This window comes from bacterium (assembly GCA_016708315.1).
GTDB lineage: Bacteria > Zixibacteria > MSB-5A5 > CAIYYT01 > CAIYYT01 > JADJGC01.
Genome location: JADJGC010000023.1, coordinates 234,125 through 260,772 on the forward strand (window position 1 = coordinate 234,125; position 26,648 = coordinate 260,772).

At 50.9% G+C, this 26,648-nt stretch carries 22 protein-coding genes; 16 read left to right on the forward strand and 6 right to left on the reverse strand.

Translation table 11 applies throughout. The annotated features are described in order from the left end of the window. Positions 1-122 precede the first annotated feature (122 nt). The 3 genes from IPH59_13315 to IPH59_13325 are packed head-to-tail and all read right to left on the reverse strand — an operon-like array spanning position 123 to position 2,791. Entirely contained in the window at positions 123-791 is a 669-nt protein-coding gene (locus tag IPH59_13315; GenBank protein ID MBK7092677.1) for a hypothetical protein, read from the reverse strand. Beyond that, a complete protein-coding gene (locus tag IPH59_13320) occupies positions 748-1,608 on the reverse strand; it encodes a hypothetical protein (protein MBK7092678.1) in 861 nt (286 codons plus the stop codon). The genes IPH59_13315 and IPH59_13320 overlap by 44 nt, the downstream gene beginning before the upstream one ends. Beyond that, complete coding sequence (locus tag IPH59_13325; protein ID MBK7092679.1) at positions 1,601-2,791, reverse strand: amidohydrolase; 1,191 nt, start codon at positions 2,789-2,791, stop codon at positions 1,601-1,603. Before IPH59_13325 ends, IPH59_13320 begins: the two co-directional genes overlap by 8 nt. Positions 2,792-2,939: 148 nt before the next feature. On the opposite strand from IPH59_13325, the gene IPH59_13330 reads away from it, so the two are divergent. From IPH59_13330 to IPH59_13385, 12 genes are all read left to right on the forward strand, one after another. After that, positions 2,940-3,593, forward strand: coding sequence for a hypothetical protein (locus IPH59_13330; GenBank protein ID MBK7092680.1), 654 nt, complete (start codon positions 2,940-2,942; stop codon positions 3,591-3,593). 145 nt (positions 3,594-3,738) lie between these two features. After that, a complete protein-coding gene (locus IPH59_13335) occupies positions 3,739-4,509 on the forward strand; it encodes a hypothetical protein (GenBank protein MBK7092681.1) in 771 nt (256 codons plus the stop codon). A gap of 2 nt (positions 4,510-4,511) precedes the next feature. Continuing rightward, complete coding sequence (gene murQ, locus IPH59_13340) at positions 4,512-5,429, forward strand: N-acetylmuramic acid 6-phosphate etherase (protein ID MBK7092682.1); 918 nt, start codon at positions 4,512-4,514, stop codon at positions 5,427-5,429. Between the two features lie 163 nt (positions 5,430-5,592). Beyond that, the gene (locus IPH59_13345) at positions 5,593-7,335 is read left to right on the forward strand and encodes a HEAT repeat domain-containing protein (protein ID MBK7092683.1); all 1,743 of its coding nucleotides are present in this window, start codon (positions 5,593-5,595) and stop codon (positions 7,333-7,335) included. Beyond that, positions 7,335-8,564 (forward strand): HD-GYP domain-containing protein, encoded by a 1,230-nt coding sequence (locus IPH59_13350; protein MBK7092684.1) that lies wholly within the window; start codon positions 7,335-7,337, stop codon positions 8,562-8,564. Before IPH59_13345 ends, IPH59_13350 begins: the two co-directional genes overlap by 1 nt. Before the next feature lie 9 nt (positions 8,565-8,573). Continuing rightward, positions 8,574-8,804: a hypothetical protein gene (locus IPH59_13355; protein ID MBK7092685.1), complete on the forward strand. Its 231-nt coding sequence runs from the start codon at positions 8,574-8,576 to the stop codon at positions 8,802-8,804. A 216-nt stretch (positions 8,805-9,020) separates the two neighbouring features. Further along, positions 9,021-10,064 carry a hypothetical protein gene (locus IPH59_13360; protein ID MBK7092686.1) on the forward strand — a complete coding sequence of 348 codons (1,044 nt, stop codon included), beginning with the start codon at positions 9,021-9,023 and terminating at the stop codon, positions 10,062-10,064. A 6-nt stretch (positions 10,065-10,070) separates the two neighbouring features. Then, positions 10,071-10,532 (forward strand): hypothetical protein, encoded by a 462-nt coding sequence (locus IPH59_13365; protein MBK7092687.1) that lies wholly within the window; start codon positions 10,071-10,073, stop codon positions 10,530-10,532. 15 nt (positions 10,533-10,547) lie between these two features. Continuing rightward, entirely contained in the window at positions 10,548-11,177 is a 630-nt protein-coding gene (locus tag IPH59_13370; protein MBK7092688.1) for a YceI family protein, read from the forward strand. 152 nt (positions 11,178-11,329) lie between these two features. Next, positions 11,330-11,827 carry a ferritin family protein gene (locus IPH59_13375; protein MBK7092689.1) on the forward strand — a complete coding sequence of 166 codons (498 nt, stop codon included), beginning with the start codon at positions 11,330-11,332 and terminating at the stop codon, positions 11,825-11,827. A 126-nt stretch (positions 11,828-11,953) separates the two neighbouring features. Next, positions 11,954-13,588, forward strand: a complete 1,635-nt coding sequence (gene pruA, locus IPH59_13380; GenBank protein ID MBK7092690.1) for an L-glutamate gamma-semialdehyde dehydrogenase — start codon at positions 11,954-11,956, stop codon at positions 13,586-13,588. A gap of 197 nt (positions 13,589-13,785) precedes the next feature. After that, the gene (locus IPH59_13385; protein ID MBK7092691.1) at positions 13,786-14,499 is read left to right on the forward strand and encodes a superoxide dismutase; all 714 of its coding nucleotides are present in this window, start codon (positions 13,786-13,788) and stop codon (positions 14,497-14,499) included. A gap of 4 nt (positions 14,500-14,503) precedes the next feature. Here the strand turns inward: IPH59_13385 and IPH59_13390 are convergent, their stop codons facing one another. Both IPH59_13390 and IPH59_13395 read right to left on the reverse strand, forming a co-directional pair. Beyond that, positions 14,504-16,507, reverse strand: coding sequence for a hypothetical protein (locus IPH59_13390; protein MBK7092692.1), 2,004 nt, complete (start codon positions 16,505-16,507; stop codon positions 14,504-14,506). Continuing rightward, entirely contained in the window at positions 16,419-17,447 is a 1,029-nt protein-coding gene (locus tag IPH59_13395) for a hypothetical protein (protein ID MBK7092693.1), read from the reverse strand. Before IPH59_13395 ends, IPH59_13390 begins: the two co-directional genes overlap by 89 nt. 384 nt (positions 17,448-17,831) lie before the next feature. Here IPH59_13395 and IPH59_13400 point away from each other — a divergent pair, with 384 nt between their 5' ends. From IPH59_13400 to IPH59_13415, 4 genes are all read left to right on the forward strand, one after another. Further along, positions 17,832-18,311 (forward strand): carboxypeptidase-like regulatory domain-containing protein, encoded by a 480-nt coding sequence (locus IPH59_13400; protein MBK7092694.1) that lies wholly within the window; start codon positions 17,832-17,834, stop codon positions 18,309-18,311. Between the two features lie 186 nt (positions 18,312-18,497). After that, positions 18,498-19,043, forward strand: a complete 546-nt coding sequence (locus IPH59_13405) for a carboxypeptidase-like regulatory domain-containing protein (GenBank protein MBK7092695.1) — start codon at positions 18,498-18,500, stop codon at positions 19,041-19,043. 61 nt (positions 19,044-19,104) lie between these two features. After that, complete coding sequence (locus IPH59_13410) at positions 19,105-20,496, forward strand: von Willebrand factor type A domain-containing protein (GenBank protein MBK7092696.1); 1,392 nt, start codon at positions 19,105-19,107, stop codon at positions 20,494-20,496. A gap of 126 nt (positions 20,497-20,622) precedes the next feature. Further along, a complete protein-coding gene (locus tag IPH59_13415; protein MBK7092697.1) occupies positions 20,623-22,878 on the forward strand; it encodes a hypothetical protein in 2,256 nt (751 codons plus the stop codon). Positions 22,879-23,335: 457 nt separating this feature from the next. Here IPH59_13415 and IPH59_13420 read toward each other — a convergent pair whose 3' ends face one another. Continuing rightward, positions 23,336-26,647, reverse strand: coding sequence for a serine/threonine protein kinase (locus IPH59_13420; GenBank protein MBK7092698.1), 3,312 nt, complete (start codon positions 26,645-26,647; stop codon positions 23,336-23,338). Position 26,648 lies beyond the last annotated feature (1 nt).

Consider the following 26,648-nt stretch of genomic DNA (forward strand, 5'->3'; position numbering starts at 1 on the left):
CCCGCGGACAGAGGGATTTCTTCCACTCGCCCTGTTAGATTATAATTTACTCAAAAGAGTGCACTGAGGTTGCTTATTTTTGGAAGTTTGTTTAGTGACATCAATCGAAGGGTATTGAGCGGCTACTGAAGCCAGTCACTGCGGTCAAAATCGTTCCAACGAAATCTGCTGATGCCGCGCTCCGTACCGATCCACACATAATCGCCATCGCCAATGATCGACCGTACCCGTAAACTAATCAGACCATCATTCGTGGTATAACGATACCAATTGTCCTTCCGGCTATTGTATCGATAGAGTCCGCTGACTCCTCCGGCCCAAATGACGTTGTCGTGCACGAGCATTGCCGTCAGGTCGGCATTCTTGAAGACGCTGTTTCGATCAAAAACTCGACTCGCCATTGACTTGAGGTTCAAAATTATGACCCCATCCTCGCCGACAGAGTATAGCAATGAATCTACGACTTGGATTTGATATACCTCCGCACGAAGATGCGGCGAATCGAGCAATATCCTCTTCCACTCACTCCCACCCCAAACCAGCGAGAATATACCAAGATCCGTCGCAGCATAGATTACCGAATCACCTTTGGCGAGATCATAAATGACCCGTTGCAACATGATATCCGTATTGGCATCGTAAAGGGAGTCGCGACGGATATCAAAAACCGATATTCCGCGATCGGTGCCGATAATCAGATTGTTTTTCACCGGTAGAAGCGCCGTTACTCGATCTCCGGAAATCCCGTCAAACTGGCTGTACGATCGAAATGCCCGCGATTTGCGGTCCATTCTGACCAATCCATTCTCGGTGCCAATCCAAACATTCTTGGCATCGTGTGCCACGGCATAGTAGATATCTGAGTTGATTCCGTGGTCCCAACGTGAATCGAAGTACTCCCCACTCGCTGTTAGACCGATTATATGCAGAGATGGCTCCCGGTAGACCGTCGCCACCGCCGAGAAACCAGAATTCGTCACCATCGGCATCCATCGCAACGATGTCATCGTCGTACGGTCCCTGAGGCAACACTGCCAAATCGCTGATTGCCAAATCACCCTTCGCCGGACCGATTCCCCAAATCCCCATCCAGGCAATTCCATTGTCGTCCTCGAGAATCTGCGTAATACGGAACTGCGCCATCTCTCGATCAGTCAGTATTCCGGGCGAAAAGTAGGAGTAGCCTTGCGGTACAAAGAAATGAGGCAGCTGATTTACCGAAATTCCGGCAGGCTCAATCTTTTCCGTCGGGAAATTCGCTATTGTTGACCAATCCTGAAATCCCGGATTGAAGTAGCTATTCCCGCTGGGAGTTTCGACCCAAATGTCATCAGTGAGTCGATCAACGGCAATGCGTCGGATGCGATTATCCGGCATCCCGTCTGAGACCGTCAATGGATCAAGCCACTTGTCAAATGCCTTGTCATAGCGAAGTATGCCCCCTGTCGTAGCAAAGTAGATCGTATTGAATCCGCGCCCGATTCCAGTGACATACCGTGAATTTGTAAAGCTTACCCAGTCACCGGGACGATAGTAGTTGTATATGCGTTGCCCATTGGCTTCCGATACCAGGCCAAGCAATATCATTATGACAAGCAGTCTACTCATTCAGAAAATCGATCGCTGACTTGGTTAAGATTGCCGCTCCGACGGGAATTGCATCCTCATCAGCCTTGAATTTCGGATGGTGCCACGCACGATTTGCGCCTATCCCGGAATTGCCCACGCCAAGAAAGAACATGGCACCCGGCACCAACTGGACATAGCGGGCAAAATCTTCTCCGCCCATCGATGGGTTGACAATCTTCTTGATGCTGTTGGAGCCAAAGAGCGATCTGGCTGAATCTGTGATGAATTTATTCGCCTCAGGTTGATTGATAAGTGGCGGGTAGCTCGCTATATAGTTGATCTCCGCTTTGCAGTTGAAAGACTTCGCCGTTTCTTTCACAATCATCCCAATTCTCTTCTTCAGCGTATTGAGCGTTGCTGCGCTTTGTCCCCGGGCAGTGCCGCAAAGTCGACAGCTTCCTGGAATAATGTTTCGCGCCGTCCCCCCTTCAATTCTACCAATTGTGACTACGGCAGGTTCAAATGGATCAATATTGCGCGACACTATTGTCTGCAATGCCGTTACCAGGGCCGATCCGCAGACGATCGGATCAGCAGTCCGATGCGGAATTGCACCGTGTCCGCCAATTCCATTGATTGTCACGTCAAAGTCAAGTACACCGGCAAAAAACGCACCGTCACGAACCGCAATTGTACCGGTCGGATAGGCAGAATTGACATGAAGCCCGAAAATCATATCAACATTTGGCCGTTCAAGGGCGCCTTGGTCTATCAGCTTCAATGCCCCGCCCGGCGGCTCCTCTTCCGAAGGTTGATAGAGAATTTTAATGGTCCCGCGGAAATGCTCTTTCAGCCTCGACAGCATAATGGCCGCTGTTGTAACCGTAGCCATGTGCATGTCGTGACCACAGGCATGCATCCGCCCTGGATGGGTCGATTTGAACGGATAGCCCGTCTGCTCTTCTATCGGCAAGGCGTCGATATCGGACCGAATCGCGACACATTTCCCCTTACCGGATGAGATTTCTGCCAATATTCCGGTTCCGGCAATTGACTTGAATTTGATGCCATTGTCGGAGAGCTTCTTCTTAAGATAGGCGGAGGTCTTTACCTCCTGCCATGCCGTTTCGGGAATCCGGTGAAGATCGCGTCGAATCTCAATCGAACGCTTATGCAGTGCGTAAGCTAATTCGTGAACTTCTTGTGCTAAGGGGTTTTGCATTACCGTCCTTTAGTATAGTAGGGTGCCGGCTTTCCGGCTACTTTCAAAGTTAATTATCTCGATAATAACGAAACTTATACGTCTTTAGGTTGTTGAACTTTGGAGCCGATAAATATAGAGAAATTGTGATCCTATCCGCGGAGGATGATTGAGAATACTTATCCCCTTTCTGACCATTTTTGCTGCTGTCGCGATTTTCGTCGGGTGCAGCGATCCGGTTGAACCCGAAGTCAAGGTTGTTATGGTCAATGCCGCTTCATACTTTCCCATGGGAAACGGCGATACCTGGTATTACAATAGTGGCAACACCATCCGCAAGGTCGATGGCGATACTACTATAAACGGCGTCCTTTGCAAACGAATTCTCAAAGGACCTGATACCGATCAGGCTTGGTCAATCAATGCCCAGAGCTTCTCTCAGCATCTATTTGACGGATTCCTTTGGTTTGATCCGCCGCTCCAGATTCCACTTAACATGACCAAGGGAACTCCGTTCCAGTTCTCTTCACTCGGGCTGGTCAGTGATGCCTTCACTTCTGATGCCGATTCGATTCGGAGCTACGGTGCCCTCTCATTTGACGGCTATATTACCAGAAAGGTAAATAACGTTGATCTCGATAGCTGTTTCAAGCTTGACTACGACTATATCAGCAAGGTCTATCTCAAGAGCGGAACCGTCATTGAAGATACATCACGTTACTCGGAAATCTGGGCGAAAGGAATTGGCATGGTGTTCGATGGAGATATTGCTCTCGATCTCGCGAATATCAACGGTGTTGATACACCGAAATTGCCTGAGTAGCCGACAGCTCTATTTTTTAGTTGAAGCTGTACAGCCACACAAGATATCATGTTTCAGATTGGCGCAGGTTTTGCCGATAAGTATATAAATGATAGTCCACTAACCTGATCGCCAACTCTATGTACATTAGAATTGCGGGATAAAAATGAGAAGAAAGCTGTTCTTACTATTAATTGCTGCAATGACCGTTGTCGCAACAACACTCTTGGTCTCATGTGGCGATACGAGCACCGACGGCAATACCAAGAGTAATTGGAAAATCAATATGCTTCTTGCCCGAAACGGCGAGACGGGCTTCGTTAACGTTTACGCTGAGATATTCAAGAACGATGCCGCATTCATTTCCGCCGTACTCAAGGTCGACGACCTGCCTGTCCAGTCACTTGGCAACGGCAAGTACTCTGCAAATCTCGACCCTGACTTGTTGTCTGACACCTCACTAATATCGATTACGACTCCGCTCGATCCTTTCCAGTTCCAGCAGATGATCGTCGTCCCTGATACTTTTACCTTCAATTTTGAGCAACTTCCAAGCAATCAGGTCTTCAGCTCTACAAATGTCGTGAACGTCGTTTGGACAGCGTCTGACTTCGAGAATGTCACCGGCAGCTACTTTATTGTCACTGAGCCAAGCTCGTCGTTGAATTCTGCGGTCGGCTCTTTCAACCTGATTTCGGGAACACAAGGTACAATACCCCGCGACGCATTTCGCGATTCGCAGGGCACCTACAAAACCGGCACCTACAATGTCTGGGTGGTTTCTCGAATCGAACAGCCCATAGCCTCTCCCAATATACCATTCACCATACCAGATGGTGTATTCGTCGAGAATATCGACCGCGTGGGAGTCACCGGTCAAATCGGCTCAATCTATATTTCGCCGCGCAAGACAATTACGGCGGTGGCCGGCTCATAAGAATGGGCAAGAAGCTTTACGAGCAACTCCAAGGATTAACCACGGAGTCGCGCAACAAGTCGTCGCAAAACCTTGACCGACTTGACACTCGCGCGATTCTCGATCTCATGAATCGCGAAGACCGCACAGTTGCTGTTGCTGTCTCAAAAATCATTCCCGAAATTGCTCGTGTCGTCGATCTTGTTGCTGCTTCCTTCCAATCAGGCGGCCGATTAATCTATGCCGGCGCCGGAACTTCGGGACGCTTGGGAGTACTTGATGCTGCAGAATGCCCTCCTACCTTTGGAGTTCCACCCCGAATGGTACAGGCAGTAATCGCCGGTGGTCGCCAAACACTGGTTCGTTCTCGGGAAGGTGTCGAGGATGACGAATCTGCTGCTGTTAAGGACATCGCTAAACTCAAGCCCACGGCTCGCGATACCGTTATTGGCATTGCTGCATCGGGCCGCACACCATACCCGCTGGCCGTTCTGAAATTCGCGAAAAAGAACAGAGCCAAGTGCATTCTCATCTCCTGCAATCGACTTCCGAAGAAGCCATCCTTCGTCGATTTTGTAATCGCGCCGGTACTCGGACCGGAAATTCTCACCGGTTCAACTCGACTCAAAGCTGGCACCGCTACGAAACTAATTCTCAACATGATAACGACTGCCGCCATGGTGCAGATTGGCAAAACCTATGGCAATTTAATGGTTGACTTGCGCGCAACTTCGCAAAAGCTCGCGGAACGTTCACGCCGGATTCTGGTCGAAACTCTGGGAATCAACTACTCCGAAGCTTCTGCTCTACTGAAGCGATCACATGGTGAGGTCAAAACGGCCATTGCTATGCACCTGCTGTCCGCTGAATATTCTGTTGCCAAGAAACAGCTTGCCCGTGCCGGTGGAAAACTCTCGCAGGCGTTGGATCCACATTCTTAGCTATCATTTCTCCCGCCCATCTTTCCAGGTGCTCCAATTTGAAACAACGTCAATTCTCTTGTCCGATCGGTACCTGGAGTTGAAGGTGATTTCAGACAGCTGCTAAAGCGCCGACATGCCTTTGACGAACTTGGATGTAAATACTTGCATGAAGGAAAGTTGATTGGAAAACCTGCATCAGCCGTCCAACACAGCGTACGGCGTCGGTGAGATTGCCGAGCTGCGCGACTTGATCCTGAGCCTCGGCAAGGGTCTGCGCGCTTCCCGTCAGTATCCTCCCGAACATCCGATTCCTCAACAATTCAAGCACATCTTCCGCGACCAACTTGCACGTTTCTTTGAGCATTCAGATAGAATATGTCTCTCTGTCACGATTGACGGCTTCGATGCCGGCGACGAAACAGTTTTCCGCGGACCGACGAATAGTGACAATATCGCTCACATCATGCACCGCAATGGCATCCGCTTACTCGAAATTCAACCTTCTATCAACGCGAATGAAATAGATGCATTCTTTGATGCATTCGTCACCTGCTCAAGTCAGGGCGATGAGCCACAAGATATTGTGAATTGCTTTTGGAAGGCATCATTCGAGAATATTCGCTACGAGGTCATCGACTCTTTCGAGACCGGTGAAGTCTCCGGAATGTTTCCTGAATTCTCTGCCGACCAATCACAGCATGCCTTTGCCGGAACCCGCGCCTCATACATACCCGGAAGTAAAATCTCCTGGTCAAACAGCAGTCATGCGCCATTGGCCCAGGCCGAACAAACCCATCAGATGATGGTTCAGGCTTTCGGCGAGCCGGACAAACTCAGCACTGTGGAACAACAAGCACTCGCCGGTATGATCAGCGAGGATCGTGCCAAGAATACAAAGCGCGAAGTCGTCGATCTCCTGATCCAACTCTGTTCGGAAAATTCCGGCCCGCAGGATATGCGGTTGACCGCCGAAGCGCTGCAATCGACATTTGACCGCCTCATTGGCGATGCCAATTTCCTCACACTCTGCGATATCATCATCAGCGTCCGCCGGCTCTTGGAACTCGATGAGTTTGAGTCGCACGTTGTCAAGAAACGCCTCAAGGAATTCGAAGCTCGTTGTGGCGATAGCGTCCGACTGAAAATGGTAACGAATATTCTGAATACAAAAACCGATGTCGATCTTGCTTCAGTTGAAAGCTACTTGTCCCTGCTAGGCTGGGAATCACTCAATAATCTTCTCTGGATGTTGGGAGAGTTGTCGCAATACCCGGCCCGCAAGATGGTTTGCGATTTACTTGTAAAGAAGGGGTTTGAAAAGATCGACATTCTGGGTAGCGCCGTTTACGATAGCCGCTGGTACGTGGCTCGAAACGTCGTTTGGGTCCTGGGCGAGATGAAGACTCTTCAAGCGGTGCCTTTCCTTACTAAAGCCGCAAAACACAATGAACCTCGTGTCAAGACCGAAGTCATCAAGGCGCTGGGCAAACTTGGCGGCGATAAAGCAGCCGGCGTACTCCAGACCATGCTGCGCGATGAATCGGAAAAAATCCGTCTATACGCGGCACGCGAACTGGGCCAGAATCACAGCCGCGCCGCCTGCCAGGGATTGACGGATGTCGTCCGCGAAAAAGACTTTCCCGATTCGCCGCCGGCGGAAATGCGCCAGATTCTCGAAGCTCTGGTTACTTGCGGCAGCGAAGAATCACTTGCTGTGTGCGCAGAGATTCTTTCAAAGACCGCTCTATTCAACAAGGCTCGACTTCATCGCTTTCAAGAAGCCATTATTGCTGCCTTGGCATACTCACCGCGCCAGCAGGCAACAGAAATGTTGGATCGTTTGTCTACCGACAGTCGGAACCACATCGCCGTCGCAGCACGCAAAGCCCGATCCTTCGTTAACAAACGCCGGGAGGAAATCTAATGTCCGCATCCAATGACCCCACGGTCAGCACTCTCCTTACTCCGGCACAAGAAGCTGCATTCTCAAAACATGGCACGGCTTTGGTCAATCAATTGCGGATCTTCCTCAAAACCGCGCGGCTTTATGAACGCGAAAACAACAACTTCATTAACCAGCAGCAGGCGCTCGTTCGTCAACTCAATGATCTTCTCGCCGAATACGGAGACCTTACTCTGCAAGTCCAGGCAGGCTATCTCTTCTTCTGCGGAGTTCGCCTCAAAACCGAGTATGACATTGAGTCCAACTCTGGTTACCTCCTGCATCTCTTTCTTAGATTGCACATTTCGGGACTAATGATCAATACCGGCGTCAGCGAAGAGAATGTAATCGTTTTGGCAAAACTTCTTAATGATGCGGAAGACAACGGCAACGCCGACTACGACAGCTTGCAGCAGCAGTTTGCCAAGCATCGGCTGGACTACATCGAAGTCCTGCCGCCCGTGTTCGAGACTTCGGAGAATATGGACGAGACTCGCCGCCATCGTCAATTCGCCAAACGGACGTTCTTCTCAGCCATCAGCAACCTCAAATCTGTCGTCGCCAGCATTGGCGCCAGTCGCAGTGTCGATTTGACCTACACCAATCGTATTGTCCACTCCCTCGTTGACCAGGTTGTCTCGAACGACCGATATTTGCTTGAATTGACTGCTCTGCGCGCACACGACGAGTATACTTTCCTTCATTCGACCAATGTGTGCGTTTATGCCATCTGCCTCGGTTCAGCTTTGCAATTGACTAAAGCCGAATTGGCACATCTCGGATTCGCCGCCCTTTTCCACGACATCGGAAAGACACGCTTGCCACTTCAGATTCTCAACAAACCAACCGAATTCGATGAAGCCGAATGGGAATTGATGCGCAAACACCCAACCTATGGCGTGCTTGCACTTGCCAAAACCATGCCGTTCGACGACAACACATGTCGCGCCATGTTGGTTGCGTTCGAGCACCACTTCAATCTCGACGGCACCGGATATCCATTGGTGCGCTTCCGCCGCAATCTCAATCTCTACAGCAAGATAGTTGCGATTTGCGATGTGTTTGACGCCCTTACTTCCGGCCGCGTTTACCGCCGCGATCCAATGTCGCCCGATCACGTCTTGCGCAAGTTGCTTGAACAAGCAGGGCAGAAATTCGATCCATTGTTGGTCAAGATGTTCGTCAAAGCTGTCTCCGTGTACCCGCCCTGATCACTGCTCTTGCTTGATGATCAAACTCTTGGCCTCGTGATTGCCCGAAATTCGCATGATCTCTTCCGCCCAATAGTGAAAGTAATCGGGAATCTCAATAGTCTTTTCGATATGGCTGAAGAAGTCGACTTAAGCTCTCGCAACGAGGTCGGCGAATTTGGGCGCCATATCGTCAGAGTCGTTGACCCGCAAGAACTCCCGGTCAATCTCTCCAACTACGTGCTGCAATCATTCGTCTGATCATCGCAGGTCAGCACCATCGTGACACAACGATGACAAAATAACTCCCCGTTTCGTCATTGCCCCTCAATACTATCTTCCGAAGTTGCCTTGACATTGCCAACCAAATGTAGAAAATTGACCTATTTACTGTACGATTATGAGGCGCGCGCGTCTCTATCAATGTAGGCTATTCTCTTTTGCGCTCAAGCAGCCCCCGCTGCGGGTTGAGGAATCATGACGGTTAAACTGCGAATCTTTGGAATTTTCCTGTTCTCGTTTCTGGCTCTGACAACGATATCGATTTACAGCATACCGCGATTGTCACTGGAGCATGCCACGCCATGCGTCACCTGCCATGTCAGCCCTAATGGAGGCGGAATGCGCAATGAGTTTGGAAATTTCGCCGTTTCGTACAACGAACTCTGCCTGCAAAGCACGAAGAAATTGGTTGAGCCGTATCGCCTGAAACCCCGCATTTCCGACAATGTGACTTACGGCATTGACTATCGCATGTTGTATCTGGATCAAGGCCGGTTTTTCCGTATGCAGACAGATCTCTACCTAAATCTTGAGTTGCTCAAAAACATCAGCTACAACTTGACATTCGGTCAGACCTATGTCAAAGACAGCTACTTGCTCCTGAAATTCAAAGATGAACACTATTGGATCAAGGCCGGTCGTTTCTACCCGGCGTACGGACTGCGCGACTCAGATCACAATGCGTATGTACGCACCGTCCCCTTGTTGGGGCCGGAACTAAATGTTGATGGTCTCTCTGTCGGTGGCAATTTCTTTGATGGTTCGAACATCACACTTGAGTTTTACGAGCCGGATGGCCAGCGGGTCGCAGCTCTGCACTCATTCCGAGCCGGCGCCATCGGCTCTATTGGCTATCTGACTGGACTTTCCTGGCGTCAATCGGAAGCCATCAATGGCAGCTATCGGGGGTATCCAATCTCCAAATCCATTTTCGGCGGAGTATCGTATGACAGGTTCACCCTCATGGGCGAAATCGGATCTGTCGGCAAAGGCAACGAACAACGCACGCTTTACGCCCATATGGCATCGCGAATTGTCTACGGGCTGTACTTCATAAGTGAATACAACTTTCACGACCCGGACTGGAGCGCCAAAACGGGCACAAACGAATTTTGGAGGTTCTCTTGTGAGTTCTTCCCGATTCCGTTCGTCGAACTGCGCCCGGCAATTACTTACATCGGCGACGGCCCCCGTAAAGACCAGGTCGATTTCTTCGTGCAACTTCATGTAAGCTATTAGAGGAAGATGATATCACTTAATCTGACCATAAATCGACTGTGGAATGCCGTCGGAATCACACTTCTGCTTCTGGCTAGCATTTCGCTTTCAGCCTGTAGCGACCACGGGGCCATTGTCAAGGATGACAATGGCGGCGGTCCTCCGCCTCCGGACCCGACCGTATTCTTCACTACCGACGTCCAGCCGATCCTCTTGCGGTCCTGTGCATTCAATAGTTGTCACGGCGATGTCAATCCTCAGCACGATCTCAAAGTCACCAGCTACGACGACATATTGAAGGTCAGCCCACTGCACGGTCGTATCATCGTTCCCGGAGAAGCTGGAGTCAGCGCGCTGTACATTTCGATCAGCCCGCGCTACCGGGAATTGGGACTCGATTTTCGTATGCCGCGCTTTTCCGATACCCTTACCAGCGCCGAACAAGAAACGATCCGCACTTGGATCGATGAAGGTGCGCTCAACAACTAGTCCGGAGAAAACACTATGAAGAATAGATGCATCAATGCGATTCTCGTCGCCTTGGCAATAGTAGTCTCGGCGAGCATTCAAGCGTCCGCCGCCGATTTTTACGTTAGCGGCGCACCAGAAACCGACAACGTGACCTTCGCCTCCGATGCCAAATTGGAGTTCATCGAGGGCACAACCAATGCCATTGTCGGTGTTGTTAGCTTCGATCCGGCGAACACCACTTCTCCGGCAAGCGGGCGCATCCGCGTCGATGCAGCGTCACTGAAAACTGGAATCGAATTGCGCGATGAGCATATGCGCGAGCGCCATCTTCATACGGCGCAGTTTCCACATATTGAGTTTGTGCTCAAATCTGTCTCAGGATTGCCGGCGCAATTGTCTCCAGCAACGGAAACTAATCTGAGCATCTCCGGCGATTTCTCTGTACACGGCAAGACCTTGCCGATCACCGCCCCTGCTAGCGTAGAGTTGCTCCCACCAAGCGACACGCTAAACCAGGCGATTCTCGTCACTGCAACTTTCGAGATAAAACTCGATGACTACGGCATTCCCCGTCCCAAAATGCTTCTGCTCAAACTTGCCGAGACTATCAAGATTCGCGTCCGATTTATTGCTTCAACATCGAATCCGAAGGTAACATTATGATCCTGTGGTCTAAATCGTTGACTCTGAGCAGCTTCTCGTAACCCGCCTAAATTGACCAAATTCTCCTGATTCTTGCACTTTCATTTGATTGTCCGATGCAATTTCGCTATATTCTCAAAGTGTTGGCTACGACGCCACAATAAGGAGTTGCTATGAATGTCTTCGAATTTGCAATGAAAATGGAAAAAGATGGGCAGCATTTCTATGAAAGCGAAGCTGCAAAAACCAATAATCCCGCGCTTAAGAAAATCTGGCTGCAATTGGCCGGCGACGAAGTGAAGCACTATGAGATATTCAAGCGCTTCCGCGATGGCGACGTTCACGAGGCCAAAGCCATGTCTGAACTCGGCACACAGATTCTTGCCACTGCCAAGACTGTTTTCGAGCAGTTGCCCAAGACCGGCAATGATTTCAACTTTGGCGACGATGTAATTGCTGCCTGGACCAAAGCCCAGCATCTCGAAACCGAAACTGAGAAATTTTATCGCGAGAAATCCGGCGAAGAAAAACTTCCGGAAATTAAGCGCGCTTTCAGTCTTCTTGCCGACGAAGAACACAAGCACGTCGTATTAATAGAGCATGTGCTTGAATTCCTGCATCAGCCCAAAAGCTGGCTCGACGACGCTGAGTGGAGCAATATCGCCCACTAAACGCCGTTCGTGTTCGATTCGGCTGTTTGACCTTATCAGGGACATGCTTTCGCCACAGGCGGCGTGTCCCTGTCTTTTCAGTATGAATTCACAACTATTCTGCAATACAATCACGGAGGGAATTTGATGGGCAACTTTCGTATGGCTCATCCATTTAACGAGCCGATCTACAGCTATGGCCCCGGTACGCCGGAACGCGCAAAACTGCAGGCCGCTATCGAAGAACTCAAATCCAAACAGATCGACATTCCGCTGATCATCGACGGTAAGGAAGTCCGCGTCGGCGAAAAGATCAAACTTACCGCGCCGCACGATCATTCGCTGGTACTTGGATATTCCTACAGAGGCACCAAGAAAGAAACCAACGACGCTATCGCTTCGGCCTTGGCAGCACAACAAGCTTGGTCGGAAGTTCCCATGCATCATCGCATCGCCATCTTCCTCAAAGCAGCCGATCTGCTCGCCGGTCCTTATCGCTACATTGTCAATGCCGCAACCATGCTGGCCCACTCCAAGAATCCGTTTCAAGCGGAAATCGATGCTGTCTGCGAATTGGTGGACTTCTTCCGCTTCAATGCGTACTTCATGCAGCAGATCGCCGATATCCAGCCGATCAACCCGGATCCGACTATCTGGAATCGCATTGACTATCGCCCACTTGAAGGCTTCATCTTTGCCGTATCGCCATTCAACTTTGTCTCGATCAACGGCAATCTTCCCAGTGCTCCGGCAATGTGGGGCAATGTCGCCGTCTGGAAACCGGCCTCCAGCGTCATGTACACTTCTCATTTCTTGATGAAGATATTCATGGAAGCCGGCCTGCCCCCGGGCGTTATCAATATGGTAACCGGCAAAGCTTCAGAGATTTCCGATATCATACTCAATCACGAATATCTCGCCGGTATTCACTTCACAGGCTCCACGCCGGTATTCCAGACCATGTGGAAAACCGTCGGCGAGAACATCGCCAAGAACAAGTACAAAGGCTACCCGCGTCTGGTCGGCGAAACCGGCGGCAAGGACTTCATTTTTGTCCATAAGTCAGCAGTGCCTGATCAGGTTGCAACCGCTATTACCCGTGGCGCATTCGAGTATCAGGGACAGAAATGTTCTGCGGCATCACGCGCTTACATTCCCAAGTCCCTATGGCCTTCAATCAAGAAGACCGTTCTCAAACAGCTTGCCGAGATCAAGATCGGCGCTCCGACTGACTTTTCGAACTTCATGAATGCCGTCATCGATCGCGGCGCTTATGACAGTATCAAAGAGTATGTCGACTTCGCGAAGAAGGCCACCGACGCCGAAATCATCTCCGGCGGCAACTGCGACGATTCGAAGGGATACTACATCGACGCGACCTTGATCGAAACTTCAAATCCCAAATTCAAGACTATGCAGGAAGAAATCTTCGGCCCTGTCATGACGGTCTATATCTACAAGGATAGCGAATACGAAAAGACGTTGAAACTCTGTGATGAGACATCACCCTACGCCCTAACCGGAGCAATCTTTGCGGCAGATCGCGATGCCATCCTTCTTGCCGAAAAGACACTGCGCCAAGCTGCCGGCAACTTCTACATCAATGACAAACCGACCGGCGCAGTCGTTGGCCAACAGCCGTTTGGCGGCGCAAGAGCTTCCGGCACTAATGACAAAGCCGGCGCCTTGCATAACATGATTCGTTGGACATCGCCGCGAACCATCAAAGAAAACTTCGTCCCGCCGACGGACTACAAGTATCCATTCCTGCGAGAAGAATAACCACTTTGGTTCAAGCCCCTCGCATTTGACGCGAGGGGCTTTTCATTTCAGGCAACATCCCCCGGAACGTTTCCCTTCCCCCAATGTTAAAACCTTGTAGCTTGACCTATCGTCGAGCGAACGAGTCGAAATTGATTACTTGAATGATACAGGAGTCCGTCGTGTCCGAAACAAATCCCATCTCGAATGATTCAGGGATGAATCGCAGAGACTTTATCGAAAACGCCGCCATCATCAGCGCCGCCGCCGTATTGGTGCCCGGACTGCTGGGCGAACAACTCGCGCAGGCGCAAACAGTCGATGCTTACGCTTTGCCGCCTCTTCCGTATGCCTACGACGCCCTCGAACCGCACATCGACAAGATGACGATGGAAATCCACCATAGCAAACACCACGCTGCCTATGTCAATAATCTCAACAAAGCGCTGGAGAAATACCCCGAGTTGAAGAAGCAGTCGCCGCAAGACCTCGTTCGCAAACAAGGCACCATGCCCGATGCGATTCACTCGGCAGTCCGCGATCACGGCGGCGGACATGTAAACCACACATTCTTCTGGACTATCATGGGACCAAATGCCGGCGGCGATCCGGGCGGCGAAATCGCCGCCGCAATTACAGCCGAGTACGGCGATATTGCAAAGTTCCGCGAAGAATTCGGCAAGTTTGCTGCCGGGCGCTTTGGCTCAGGCTGGGCATGGCTCGTTTACAGCGATCGCGAACTCAAGCTCACTTCGACCGCCAATCAGGATAGCCCGCTTTCATATGGACAGACGCCGATTCTGGGAATCGACGTCTGGGAACACGCATATTACTTGAAGTATCAGAACCGCCGCGCCGACTACATTGGCGCTTGGTGGAATGTCGTCAACTGGGACGCAGTCAACAAAATTTACGTCACTGCGTCAAAATAACCGCCTACCAGTCGTAGACGCAACCCGGACAACAAGTCTCCGGCGGATTTCCACCGCCAAAGATATAGATGATTCCGTCAATGGCATCCGAGATCGTGACAGCACAGTCGCAATTGAAATCGCCCTGACATTCTGACGCTGGCGCCGGTCCGCCTCCAAAAACATAGGCGATCACACGAACGATGTCCGAAATAGTTATGGTACCACTATTATCCGCATCGCCGTGAAGACAACAGTTCGATGGCAATGTCAAGATGAGATCATGATCCTTGGCGAACTTGTATCCCATATCGACTGTCCTTGTCAATTCCGAAGACGGCACCGAATTCTCTGCGGCAAGTATGACAACGAATTTCAGCGTGTCGTTGGCGGCACCGTTGATACTCGCGTCGCGGTAAATGGTCAGGACACTGCTGAGGTCTTCGACCGACCCATATGTCGTATACTGGCCGTTTGACAGAGACTCCATCTGATTCCAAAGATCTGCCGCGACGTAGTCGGTCGTAGGATAAACATGTGTCGGACTATCCCAAACAAATCCGCCGACTATCGGCTGACCATCTTCGCGGTAAGCCGCAATAGCGCCATAATTCTCTACCGTAGGACCAAATTTCAACCCGCGCTGGTACAGCATCTGCCTGCCCGCGTCAAATCCGCCCGTATTGTCGGAACCGGTGTCAGCCGGCACATCCCAATCGCAGGCAAACCCGACAGTGAGATTGTTGACCACACCAAGGGAATCGCTGGTACCTTTGTACAACTTGAAACTCGCTACCATGAAATTGCAGCTGTCCGGGTGTTTCGGAGCATAGTAATCGACCGAATAGCCAACCGTCGCGTCCCGATTGTTGCCTCTTCCTGAAATCCTGCGATACCCGGTAGCCGATGTCGAATCAAAGGTCTCGAGTCCAATTCCAATTAGTATCCCCGGAACATTTGGCGGAACTCCGCAGGATGAATGCGGTGGCTTGTAAATCGACCAACTCATATCGTCAGCCGCGGTGCCAAGAACCAGCGATCCATCATAAATAAAGTGCGCGTTGTCGCTGAAATAGGTGAAGCCGCGCGTCGAGTTCTGTGCTCCGACACGAGCCGTCCTGTCGGTGTGCAGCGTCGCACAGCTCGTCCGCAGATTCGGATATGGCGGATCGCAAAACGTCTCAAAGTTGTACAGATCCACCGCCAGGCTGGCAGTATCTATCCACCGCCCATTGTCGTACTCAAAATGAACTATCGCCTTGAAAAGACCCTGAGTTATCGGTCCCGTCGCCCGCATCGTGGCCAAAGCAGTGTTAACGCACCCAACCGGAACCGACCCAGTTGCCGGTTGCGACGGAAAATCGAGCCAACCCGATCCGTTCAGATACTCGATGCTCCGCGTATAGTTCACCGGCGAATTTCCGGAATTTGTCAGGACGATTGTTGTGTCGCGAGATTCCGTCGGATCTGTCTGAAATGGATAACCAATAAGCACTGGAGTCAATGTGAGTGATGCGAATGAGGGTACCTCCACGCACGGCGTAGACATGTTCATCACCGGATTATTCTGCCATGTCCCTTCCGTTCCCGTGATGCGTCCTGCATCCAGATCAAGTATGTACTGAATCCTCAGCGAGTCGGTGACATACATTGCTTGCGATGACCAGTTCTCCGAAGCTCCCGCTCCCGGTGCTGAATTCGGTGTGTGTGTATTGGTCAGATTGGTCGCCGGTCCCCAAGTCGCACCGTTTGTTGCTGAGGCTTGCATATATAGATCGCCGTTGCGGTATCCACCTTGAGTACAATCTGTCGTATCGCCGAAGTAGGTATATGTGATATAAAGCCGCTTATCGAGACCGGAAAGGCACTCGCTCAAGCTCATACGCGACACATTCTTCTGCCATGTACCCAGATCGCAAATTGGACTCTCGTGCGGAGCGTCAGCGATAATGCTCTTGCATTGACCGCAGTCGTCCCAATGCAACAACCGTCCTGCCTGTTCCGCTGCGTCTCCGTTCGCTGTAATCAAAATAAACCCCTTGCCAGGCAATGTGCAGGCATCCGTCAGTTGTATACATAGCATTCAAATCAGAATAGGCGCGCTCATCATCCGACGGCATGTAATTGGTGATATTAACGACCGGTCCCCAAGTGTTGCCTCGATCAATCGACTCGCGATACACAACATCCTGATTCTGCTGCTGAACACCACCCGTGAATGCGTAGTCTGCCGGCACCAAGTAAACGATGGCAACATTGTCCGAATTCGGATCGGCCACTATCGTAGCTGCTATATTGTCAACCGAGTCGATCCAGATGCCGCAAGTAGCACCGACTCCCGTAATTCCGCTGTTTGACCGATAGTAGACAATCGACCTCATGTCACTTGCGGTCGTCGGGCTTTCCGTCGAAATCGCATGAACGATACCATTACCTGAACCATCAATATCCGTTGCGATGACCGGCCAGATGTAAGGTCCTTCAGTCGCTCCGTAACCGCTTACAATTCCCTGACAGTTTGCCGCCGGAAATGTGAATCGAGGCGAAAACGCACCAATCCCGACTCCTGTATCTCGTGAGAATCTTGTCCCCCCCGAGGCGACATGATGGTAACCAACAACGGCCGCTCCGCCATTTGTCGGATCAAAGTCAATAGCGCAATAACCCGCTCCGACACTCGAATCAACGTTGGCATTGAACATTACACCGGGACCACCAATCTGCCAGGCGTAATACTGCACCGCGCGATTTGCGGTGCTCGGCCCCGGCAGATAGGTCCAGTTATTGTGTACCCACCCGCCTCCGACCACTATCTGTCTGGCCATGCGGGCGTTGTGTTGAATATCCTGATAAGTCGAGCCAATCGGAAATCCGGGTGACGTATAGAATCCGAGGTCCGAGCCAACTCCTACGGCGTACGCACAAAGCCCAATTATGACCGTTGCGGTCACAATTACTCGTGAATGCATTCTAACCTCCAGCGTTTTTCCAAATTCGAATCGACGATAATATACGGATACGTCGCCTTTTTAGCAACTTCTGATTGCCTTAGAGTTGTCGCCAAACTGTTCGCTGAAACAGATTTGGCTTAGTTTGATTGGATAGAATACTCCTAAGTAGGCACTTGTTTCTGTTGAAGCTCTCGTTTTTCGTCAATGTTCGACGATGATTCCTTCAAGCAGATTTTTTTGGCATTCTTCGAACTCTAAAATTCGCTTTTGACAAACTCTCTTTTCCATCGTCCTCAATAGTGGAGCAGCGAAACCTCATTCAATTGGAACAGTGACCGAATATCGATCAGGAATTATTCGTGGCACGCTGACTCAATAAACAGTTAAGAAGGCTGGTGTGTTATGAAGGAGCTTGTTTACTGTGCGCTCGTCGTTCTGGCGATGTACATCTCTTCAATTGCGGGAACTACTGGTAAGATCAAAGGGGAGATTACGGAAAACGAAACCTGCGAGCCGATCCCGTATGCGGTCGTGCAAATTGAAGGAACTACAATGGGTGCCCAAACGGACGTCAATGGTCGTTACGAAATCCAAAATGTGCCCGTTGGCACTTGGAGGCTGCAAGTAACAAAATGCGGCTGGGTATCGACTCGCGTTGAAAGCATAGTTGTCGATTCAAACCAAACTACCTTCGTCAATGTCGCAATGACGGAGTCCACGTTGGATTCATTGCCGTGTTGCATATTGATTACGTATCGAGACCTTATCAATGTCAGCGAGACTCAATCTGTCAAGAATCTCAACGCAGATCAACTCAAGCATCGTCCGGCAAGAAACGTCCGCGAAACTCTTCGAAGAATAGCTGGCGTGGTGTATCGATAGACCATACCCGCCGTTTGAACTGCTTCCATCTGGACTATTGGGGCTGACATTACATCCGCACCAACATTCATAACCACACACCAATAAAAACGAACAGAAATTTTGCACCCGGTTGGGAATAAGCGCCAGCACCGCCTGTATTGAAGACAAAGGTACTTAGTTAAACCTCAACCAATCGGAGGAGTTATGAAACGTCTTCTCTTAAGCGGAATCGTGCTGGTGATCTATGTGCTGGTCGTCGTGACCACACAGGTCTTCTCCACCAACACCGGCAGAATCAAGGGCAAAGTCATCAACATCAAGACCAAAGAAGCTGTTCCCTACGTCGTTGTTCAGTTACAAGGTACAACCATGGGCGCCCAGGCCGGCCCAGACGGCGAGTACCTGATCATCAACGTCCCTCCCGGCAAGTATGAAATGTGCGCTACTCTCACCGGCTGGACTTCGAGCTGCGTCAAGGAAGTTACAATCATTGAGAGTGTAACTACTACCCAGGACTTTTCGCTCACGGAGAGCATTGTCGCGACTGAGGCCCAAATCGTCGTAGCCACTCGCGACCTTCTCAAAGTGACAGAGACTGCCAATCTTCGCCAGATCAGTCCGGAGAATATTAAGAACATGCCCGCGGGGGGGGGGGCAGGAACTCCTCAAAGCACAGGTCGGCGTAGTTCAAGAATACGGAAGCATTCACTTTCGCGGCAGCCGATCGGGAGCCGTCCCCTACTGTGTTGATGGTTCATCCGCTCCCGCTCACGGCGGCAACACTCCTCCCAACGGCGAACCGGTCGATGCCATGCTCTTCAAGAGTTACGGCACCAACCCGTTCATTTCGACTGATGACGATCACCTTTCCACTTTTGCCATCGACTGCGACAACGCCTCCTATACGATGACGCGTGCCTATCTCAATGACGGCTATCTGCCGCCGGAAGAAGCTGTTCGTGTTGAGGAGTTTGTCAACAACTTCAAATATGCCTATGAATTTCCGCACGACCGTGCCTTTGATGTCGAGATGGAAGGCGCACCCTCCCGCTTTGGTAAAGGCTACCAGCTTCTCAAGATCGGCGTCGTCGGCAAGAAAATTCGTGCCGAGAATCGCAAAGATGCCAATCTCACCTTTGTCGTCGACGTCTCCGGCTCGATGGATGAGGATAATCGCCTTGGCCTCGTCCGCCGCAGTCTGCGCATGCTCGTCGACCAGCTTACCCCGCGCGACAAGGTCGGAATCGTTGTCTACGGCTCCAATGCCTGGGTAGTTCTTGAACCTACCTCGATTCGCGACAAAGCTCAAATCATCCGAGCCATCGAACAGCTTGTTCCTCAAGGCTCAACCAATGCCGAGGAAGGCATCCGCATGGGTTACGAAATGGCCAATCGCAATTTCAATGCCAATTCCATTAACCGAATCATCCTGTGCTCCGACGGCGTTGCCAATGTCGGGCGTACCTCTGCTGAAGAATTCCTGAAATTCATCAAGGGCTATGCCGACAAGGGCATCACTCTTTCCGCAGTCGGTTTCGGGATGGGCAACTATAACGACGTGTTAATGGAAAAACTCGGCGACAAGGGCAATGGCCACTACGCCTATGTCGACAGTTGGGAAGAATCACAGCGCGTGTTCATGGAAAATCTCACCGGCATGCTGCAGGTCATCGCCCGTGACGTTAAGATCCAAGTCGATTTCGACCCCAACGTAGTCGAACGTTATCGCCTGCTCGGTTATGAAAACCGCGATGTCGCCGACGACAAGTTCCGCGACGATAAGGAAGATGGCGGCGAGATCGGTTCGGGCCATACCGTGACCGCACTCTATGAAATCAAGCTCAAGGATGGCGCCCGCGGCGATCTGGGTACCGTCTATATCCGCCACAAAAACCCGGATTCCTTTGAAGTTTCCGAAATCGCCGAGCGAATCGGCGCCAACATGTTCAAAACAAGCTTCGAACTGGGGTCTGTTGATTTCCGTCTTGCCGCAGCCGGTGCCGAATTTGCCGAGATTATGCGCGCCAGCTTCTGGGCCAAAGATAGCAAGCTCTCAGATGTCCTTTCTGTCGTGCGCAATATCGATCAGGAAGAAAGCAACGATCAGGTTATCGAACTGATGAATCTCATTGCCAAGGCGGACAAACTCAGAACCGAAAAGGCGAAGAGCCTCATCCCTGAGCCGCTTGGCATGGGTGAATAAAAAGTACCTCCGAAATGACTCCTTCCGGCGGTAAGTCAAAGGGGTAGGCTGTGAGGGCAAGCGAAAGCTTGCCCTTTTAGCATTGCTCTTGCACTTCCTCTTTGCGCAACCAATATTGCACTTCGCATGGCCGAATATCCGAAACGAAAATCGAACCTACTGATTCAGGTGGAGAAAGTCGAAGGCATCGACTACTACACCGTCAAATCCCCCGATACCGGCAAGTTCATCCGCCTGCGCGAACCCGAGTACTACCTTATTAATCTGCTCGATGGCAACCGTACTCCGGAAGAAGCAGCCGAAGACTTCGTTCGGACATTCAACACCGTCATAACCGGCGAGGCAATCTCGCAATTTGCCAAACAACTCGGTCAACTCGGATTTCTCGAGGGCGTCGAAGCTACCCGCAAGGAAAGCGGCAAATCCGCGCTCTTCATCAAACTGAAGGCCTTTGACCCTGACAATTTTCTTAATCGCTGGTATCCTCGCCTTGGCTGGCTGTTTTCACCAGTATCAGTGTTTCTACTTTCTCTTTTCACGATTGTCGGCATGATCGTTTTCTTTGCCAATATCAGAGAATTTCCGTTTAGCCTGATGACCATCTTTTCAGCGGCCGATTTGGTTTCGATCATCGCATCGCTATTCGTCATCACAGTAATCCACGAGTATGCGCATGCCTTCGCCTGCAAACGCTATGGCGGCGACGTGCACGAGATGGGATTCCTGTTGATCTACTTCCAGCCGGCTTTCTTTTGCAACTTGTCCGATGCTTATCTTTTCCCGAACAAGCGCCAACGATTCGTTGTCATGTTTGCCGGGATTTTCTTTCAGCTGTTTCTTTGGGCATTGTTTACAGTTCTCTGGCGCATGACTATCGAAGGGTACCCGCTGAACCGCATCTTCTATTGGACCTCAGCTGTCTGTTTTGCGACGTTGGTCTTCAATTTGAATCCCGCCATTAAGCTGGACGGATACTACCTACTTGCTGACTACCTGCAGATTCCAAATTTGCGTCAGAAATCGTTCAACTACATCTGGACAAGAATCAAAGTGAACCTCTTTGGCTGCCGCGATGATTCGTTAGTCCAACCTTCAAACCGCGAAAGAAAGATCTACCGCCGCTATGGCGCTTTCGCGCTGCTTTACTCGTCTCTCCTGATTGTCTTTATTGTATACCGCGGCGGTCAGTTCTTCGTCGAGCACTGGGCCGGCTTCGGATTTCTGTTGTTCCTCGCTCTCGTATTCCTTATTTTCAAACGCCTAATTAAAACGAGTGGGAGCCGCATCATGGATGTGTGGCGTGAAAGGAAAGTGGATTGGATGAAACCGAAACGCGTCGTAGCCTATGGCGTGGCGCTGGTGATTATCCTCGCCCTCGCTATACTAATCAAGATCGAACAGACCTCTGGCGGTGAAGCTCGCCTCGTAGCCGCGGAGTCCTTCGTTATCACACGCATCGGCCCCAGCTCGCTTGAAAGCTCCTATTTTCGGGGCGGTATCGTTGAAGAAAGCGTCTCCAAGCTCTTCCAACTATCACAGTCCGATAACGCCGTCACCCAGATTCGACCCAATGTTTCCGTCGGCGAAGCAGTTGCTGCCGGAGACACTCTGCTTGTCATCAACTCGACTCTCAACCGCGGCTTGCTCGCTGAAGCTGCTTCCGATCTAAAAAAAGCCGAAGCTGACCGCCGCCTCTTGCTTTCCGATCCCAAAGTCGAAGCCGTCGCCACTAAGCGTTCTGAGATAAAAGAAGCTGAAGCTGTTTACGAGGCCGCCCGCAAAGAACTCAATCGAGTTAAGGAACTTCACAATCCGCAGTTGATCTCCGAAGACGAATTTGAACGCGCTTCCGCATCCTTCAACGTGGCAACATCGGTCTGGAACTCGCGCAAATCTGAACTGAAACTACTGCGGTCTGCGCCCAAAGCCGAAGAGGTCGAAAAAATCGACGCCGAAATCGAGAAGCTCCGTTCCCGCGTCGCCTACTTGGATGAGCAGTTGAACGCTTCCGTCATCCTCAGCCCCTTTGCTGGAATCATCGTTGGCGCCTCCAACTCCAATGACATTCTCCATTTGGCACGTACCGATTCACTGGTAGTCGAGGTCAAGCTCGATGAGGCCGATCTCGATATACTCTCTCCCGGTTCTGACATTCAATTGCGAGTACACGCTTTCCCCTCCATCAAGAATTACGGCAAGGTAATTAAACTCAAGCTCTCACCGAGCCTGATGGCTGTTGCCTCCGTCGCCAACAGCTCTAACACGCTCCTACCCGAAATGACCGGCTATGCCAAAGTCAGTTGCGGCAAAGTCTCACTTGCGAGTTTGTCTATGCGAAAAGTCACGCGATTCTTCCGATTGGAATTTTGGTCCTGGTTCTAGACAAAACGTGTCAGTTTACACAATATCTCGTGGGAGTTCGGCGACTCGCTCCACTATATGTAGTATCGAAGTTCCACTTTCAGGCAAGTTTGCACCGAACCAAAATCTGCAAGTTTGCAAAATTAATTTGACATAAGTGGACTTTGGTCGTATACTTTACCAGCTAAGATAGATAATAGATGAGATAAAAGTTGATTTCTACACGGACGTAGATGTTTGGGTCACTATTGAAGAGTTAGCCGACAACGTCGGCTTAACCGATAAGAACCACCGGCGTTGCCGGTGTCGTGGTAACCGGTTACCTTAACTTCATAGGAGGAGGTGACAGTATGTACAATCTCATCATCGAAGTGCTCGAGGAGAAAGTCGCCCCAGCAGGTTTCAGCCAGGGTGGTCAATAACTCGACCGCTTAACCGGTTTGCATGGAGGACCGCCGCAACGCGGTCCTTCTGCTTTTTAGGCAACCAGTGACGACATCTCCTCGAGCCGTTTTCCAATGAGTGCTTTGCGCTTATCAGTCAAGTAAAGCTTACGCAGACGTTTGTCGGTGATCTCGCCGGCAAGCTGCTTCACAGTATTAAATGCTTCTATATATGACTTCAGCGATTGTTCAAGTTGCTTCGTCTTGCGCTGGCTATCACCGAGCATCAACAGCCCGTACCACAACATTTCCACCGTTTTGGCCGACTTAGCGGCCAGAACCGCATCATGGAGGAGTTGGTTTGCCCGACTATAATTTTCCCGTTTTATTTCAAGAAGCCCGCGCAACAAATACAGCCTGGCTCTGAAGGTCACAATACCGTCAAATTCCGGATAGTCGATCGCTTCAGCCAATCGAATCTCTACTTCGCCAACATCGCCTGTGGCCAATGCCAGCTCTGCGTAGTCAAGAATCAACTCATGCTTCTCGCGCTTGCCCGGTAGTGAAGCCAACGTGTTTTCAGCGTCTGCTAATGTAGCTCGGATTTCGTCTACCGGCCGCGATATGGCCCGTTCAATCCGAGCCCGTCTTATCAGAAATATAGCATAGCTCTTCGGCTCACCAATCTTCTGGGCATATTCGATAGCAGTCTGAATGTAGTCGTAAGCGTGCCCGTAGTCCTGAAGGTTGTAGTAGTAGTCTGAGTAGGTCCCTGCCAATCTCATCGAGAACTGGCGGTCTGTGACCTTCTCTTCACGCGCTCTTGCAGCAGCAAGCAATGCACCGGCTTTTGCATATCGTCCTTCGAGAATCGAAAGTGCCGCCAACGACGTGATAAATCCGCCGCGAGCCGAATGAGCCTCACGCGCTGAGTTCTTAAGACCCTCAATCAACCACTCGCGCGCCTTGCTGTAATTGCCCCGACGTAATTCTAATTCATGAAAATTGTCATAGTTGTAGTGCAACTCCGAGACCGCTCCGAGTCTTTGGTTTATCTCGAACGATTGCATTAAATATTCGTGTGAAGTCGCTAGCTCGTCCAACTCGAAGTACGCCACTGCCAGATTATTGTAAGTGCGCGCCAGCTCCGGCAGATCATTGAGTTGCTTCTTGATCTCTATCGACTCTTTGAAGAGCGGAATGCCGCTATCGTATCCGTGCAACATGCAACGGAGCGAACCGAGATTACTTAATGTCGACGCAATGTCTCGCATTGCTCCCAATTCACGCTGAATTACCAGCGCCTTTTCATAATTGGCAGCCGCTCCGCCAAGATCGCCATTGATCCAGAATATGTTGCCCAAGTTGTTATAGCAGTGCGAAAGCTCAAGTTCATTTCCCTTTTCGCCGTAGAATTCCACGGCACGATCAAGCGCACGTTTACCGCGCATGTAGTCGCGCTTGCCCTTATAAACATCGCCCAATCGCTTGTATGCAGCCGCCACCATCTCGTTGTATCCGATTCGGCGCCCAAACCGCACAACTCTCGAATATGCTGAAAGCGATGCAGTGAAATCGCCTAACTTGTTCAACAAATCCGCCCGCTTCTTCAGCAGAGTAACGTATTGACGCAGATCTTCTCGATTGCCCTTCATATTACAAGCAAATTCGAGTACCGATGCCGACTCTTCCAGATTCTGCTCTCCTTGAAGAAGATCCGCCAGTCGCATTGCTGCCTCAATCGCCTCCTGAACAGCTCCGGCACGGTAATTGTGATGGACCAGAAGTCGTTCTCGTTGCAATGCCGGCAAGTCATCCGATTCGCCAATTATCTTGATCCAACCTGAATGAAACTGCTGAGCCTTTGTTCGATCAAGATTGTGATAGAGACAACTGCGGTAGTATCCGCGAGCAATTGAACCGCTCATACTGTTTAGCAATCCGCATTGTACCAGGTCGTCCATTTCGGCCTGAGTCAAACGACCCATCGCCGCCAAATCTGCCACCGGAAACTCCCCGGTATCGGCAGATAGGAATCCGGCGACCTCAGCGTGCTGCACTGGAATCTGCGGCAGCATCAATCTTGCAACTTGAAAGTAAGTGTCATCCGGCTGGAAGAGGCTTCTCTCCAATGGCGGGATTTTCAGTTTACCGCTGGAGACTTCGAATCGATTTTCGCGTTCCAATTGGTTTAGTAAGAGAGTAACCAACGCCAAGTTGCCAGACGACAACTCGAATATGAGATTCGCGGTCGCTGGATCAATTTCCTTAGTGATGAACTTGCTCAGAATTCTGTCGAACGCGAAACGGTCCAACTCGGCAAAGTCGACTGCTTGTTTGTCGATTGCTCTCGCCATTAATCTGACTTCACTTTGATGGTCGTTCGTGCTTTGTCGATACTGCAATCCGCTCTCGCTGGGTACAACTTCAAAGCCGGACTGCTTTAAATAATCCGCAATCGACCCGGCAAGATCCACCGCCTCTTCCTGAAAATGATGAGCAATTGCAAAATCTCGTGGTAATTGTTTCAGTTCCTGCTTACAGAAGCTGGCGTTGTAGCTGTACACATAGTGATGAATCAAGTCCGCGATCTTGTGCGAACCGAAATCCGCAGCGTTGATCAGGTTGTCGAGGCTGAGTTGCTCGGCCACCTCTTTCGCGTTCTTTGGCCGATCCCCGGGATTCGGATCAATACACTGCCGAACTAGCCGGGCGAATCGCGGTGAAACTTCGCTGGCAAGCTTGTCGAGCGGCAGCGCGTCCGGCTGTTGCTTGCGAGAAATGATCTGCACCGGATCGCTAGACACAAATGGAAGTGCCCCTGTCGCCATGCGATAGAGAATGACTCCAACCGAGTAAATATCCGACTCTGCTGAAGCACCCTTATTGGCAATAACCTCGGGAGCCATGTACTCAAGCGTACCGCCGCGCTCGCGGCTGTCGTCGCTCTTCGACGACGCCAGCCCCAAATCTGATAACTGCGCACCGGAAGACTTGCTGATCAGTACATTCTCTCCCTTAAGATCACGATGAATCAATCCAAGCAAATGCAGATATTCGATTGCCGAAAGGACTCGTCCAAAACAGCGGAATCGCTCGCGCAACGGCAATGGGTCGGTTGCCTGATACAGGTCTCCGCCATCACAGAGCTGCATAATGATGGCAGGTCGATCGTCTTCGAGGTAGATTAAATCGTAGGCTTTGAGAATCGCGGCATGACGAAAACTGCGCAGGAGCGCGTACTCGGTTGCAAATAATCGGCGCGAATCGTCATCTGCACTTATGGCTACTTTTGCGGCAACTTGGCCCCACCTGGCGTGTTTCGCGGTATAAACGATCCCGCATCCGCCGGCTCCGATACGTTGCGCCCCGTCCAGATGAGACGATGCGGGAAACCTGGGCTCCATA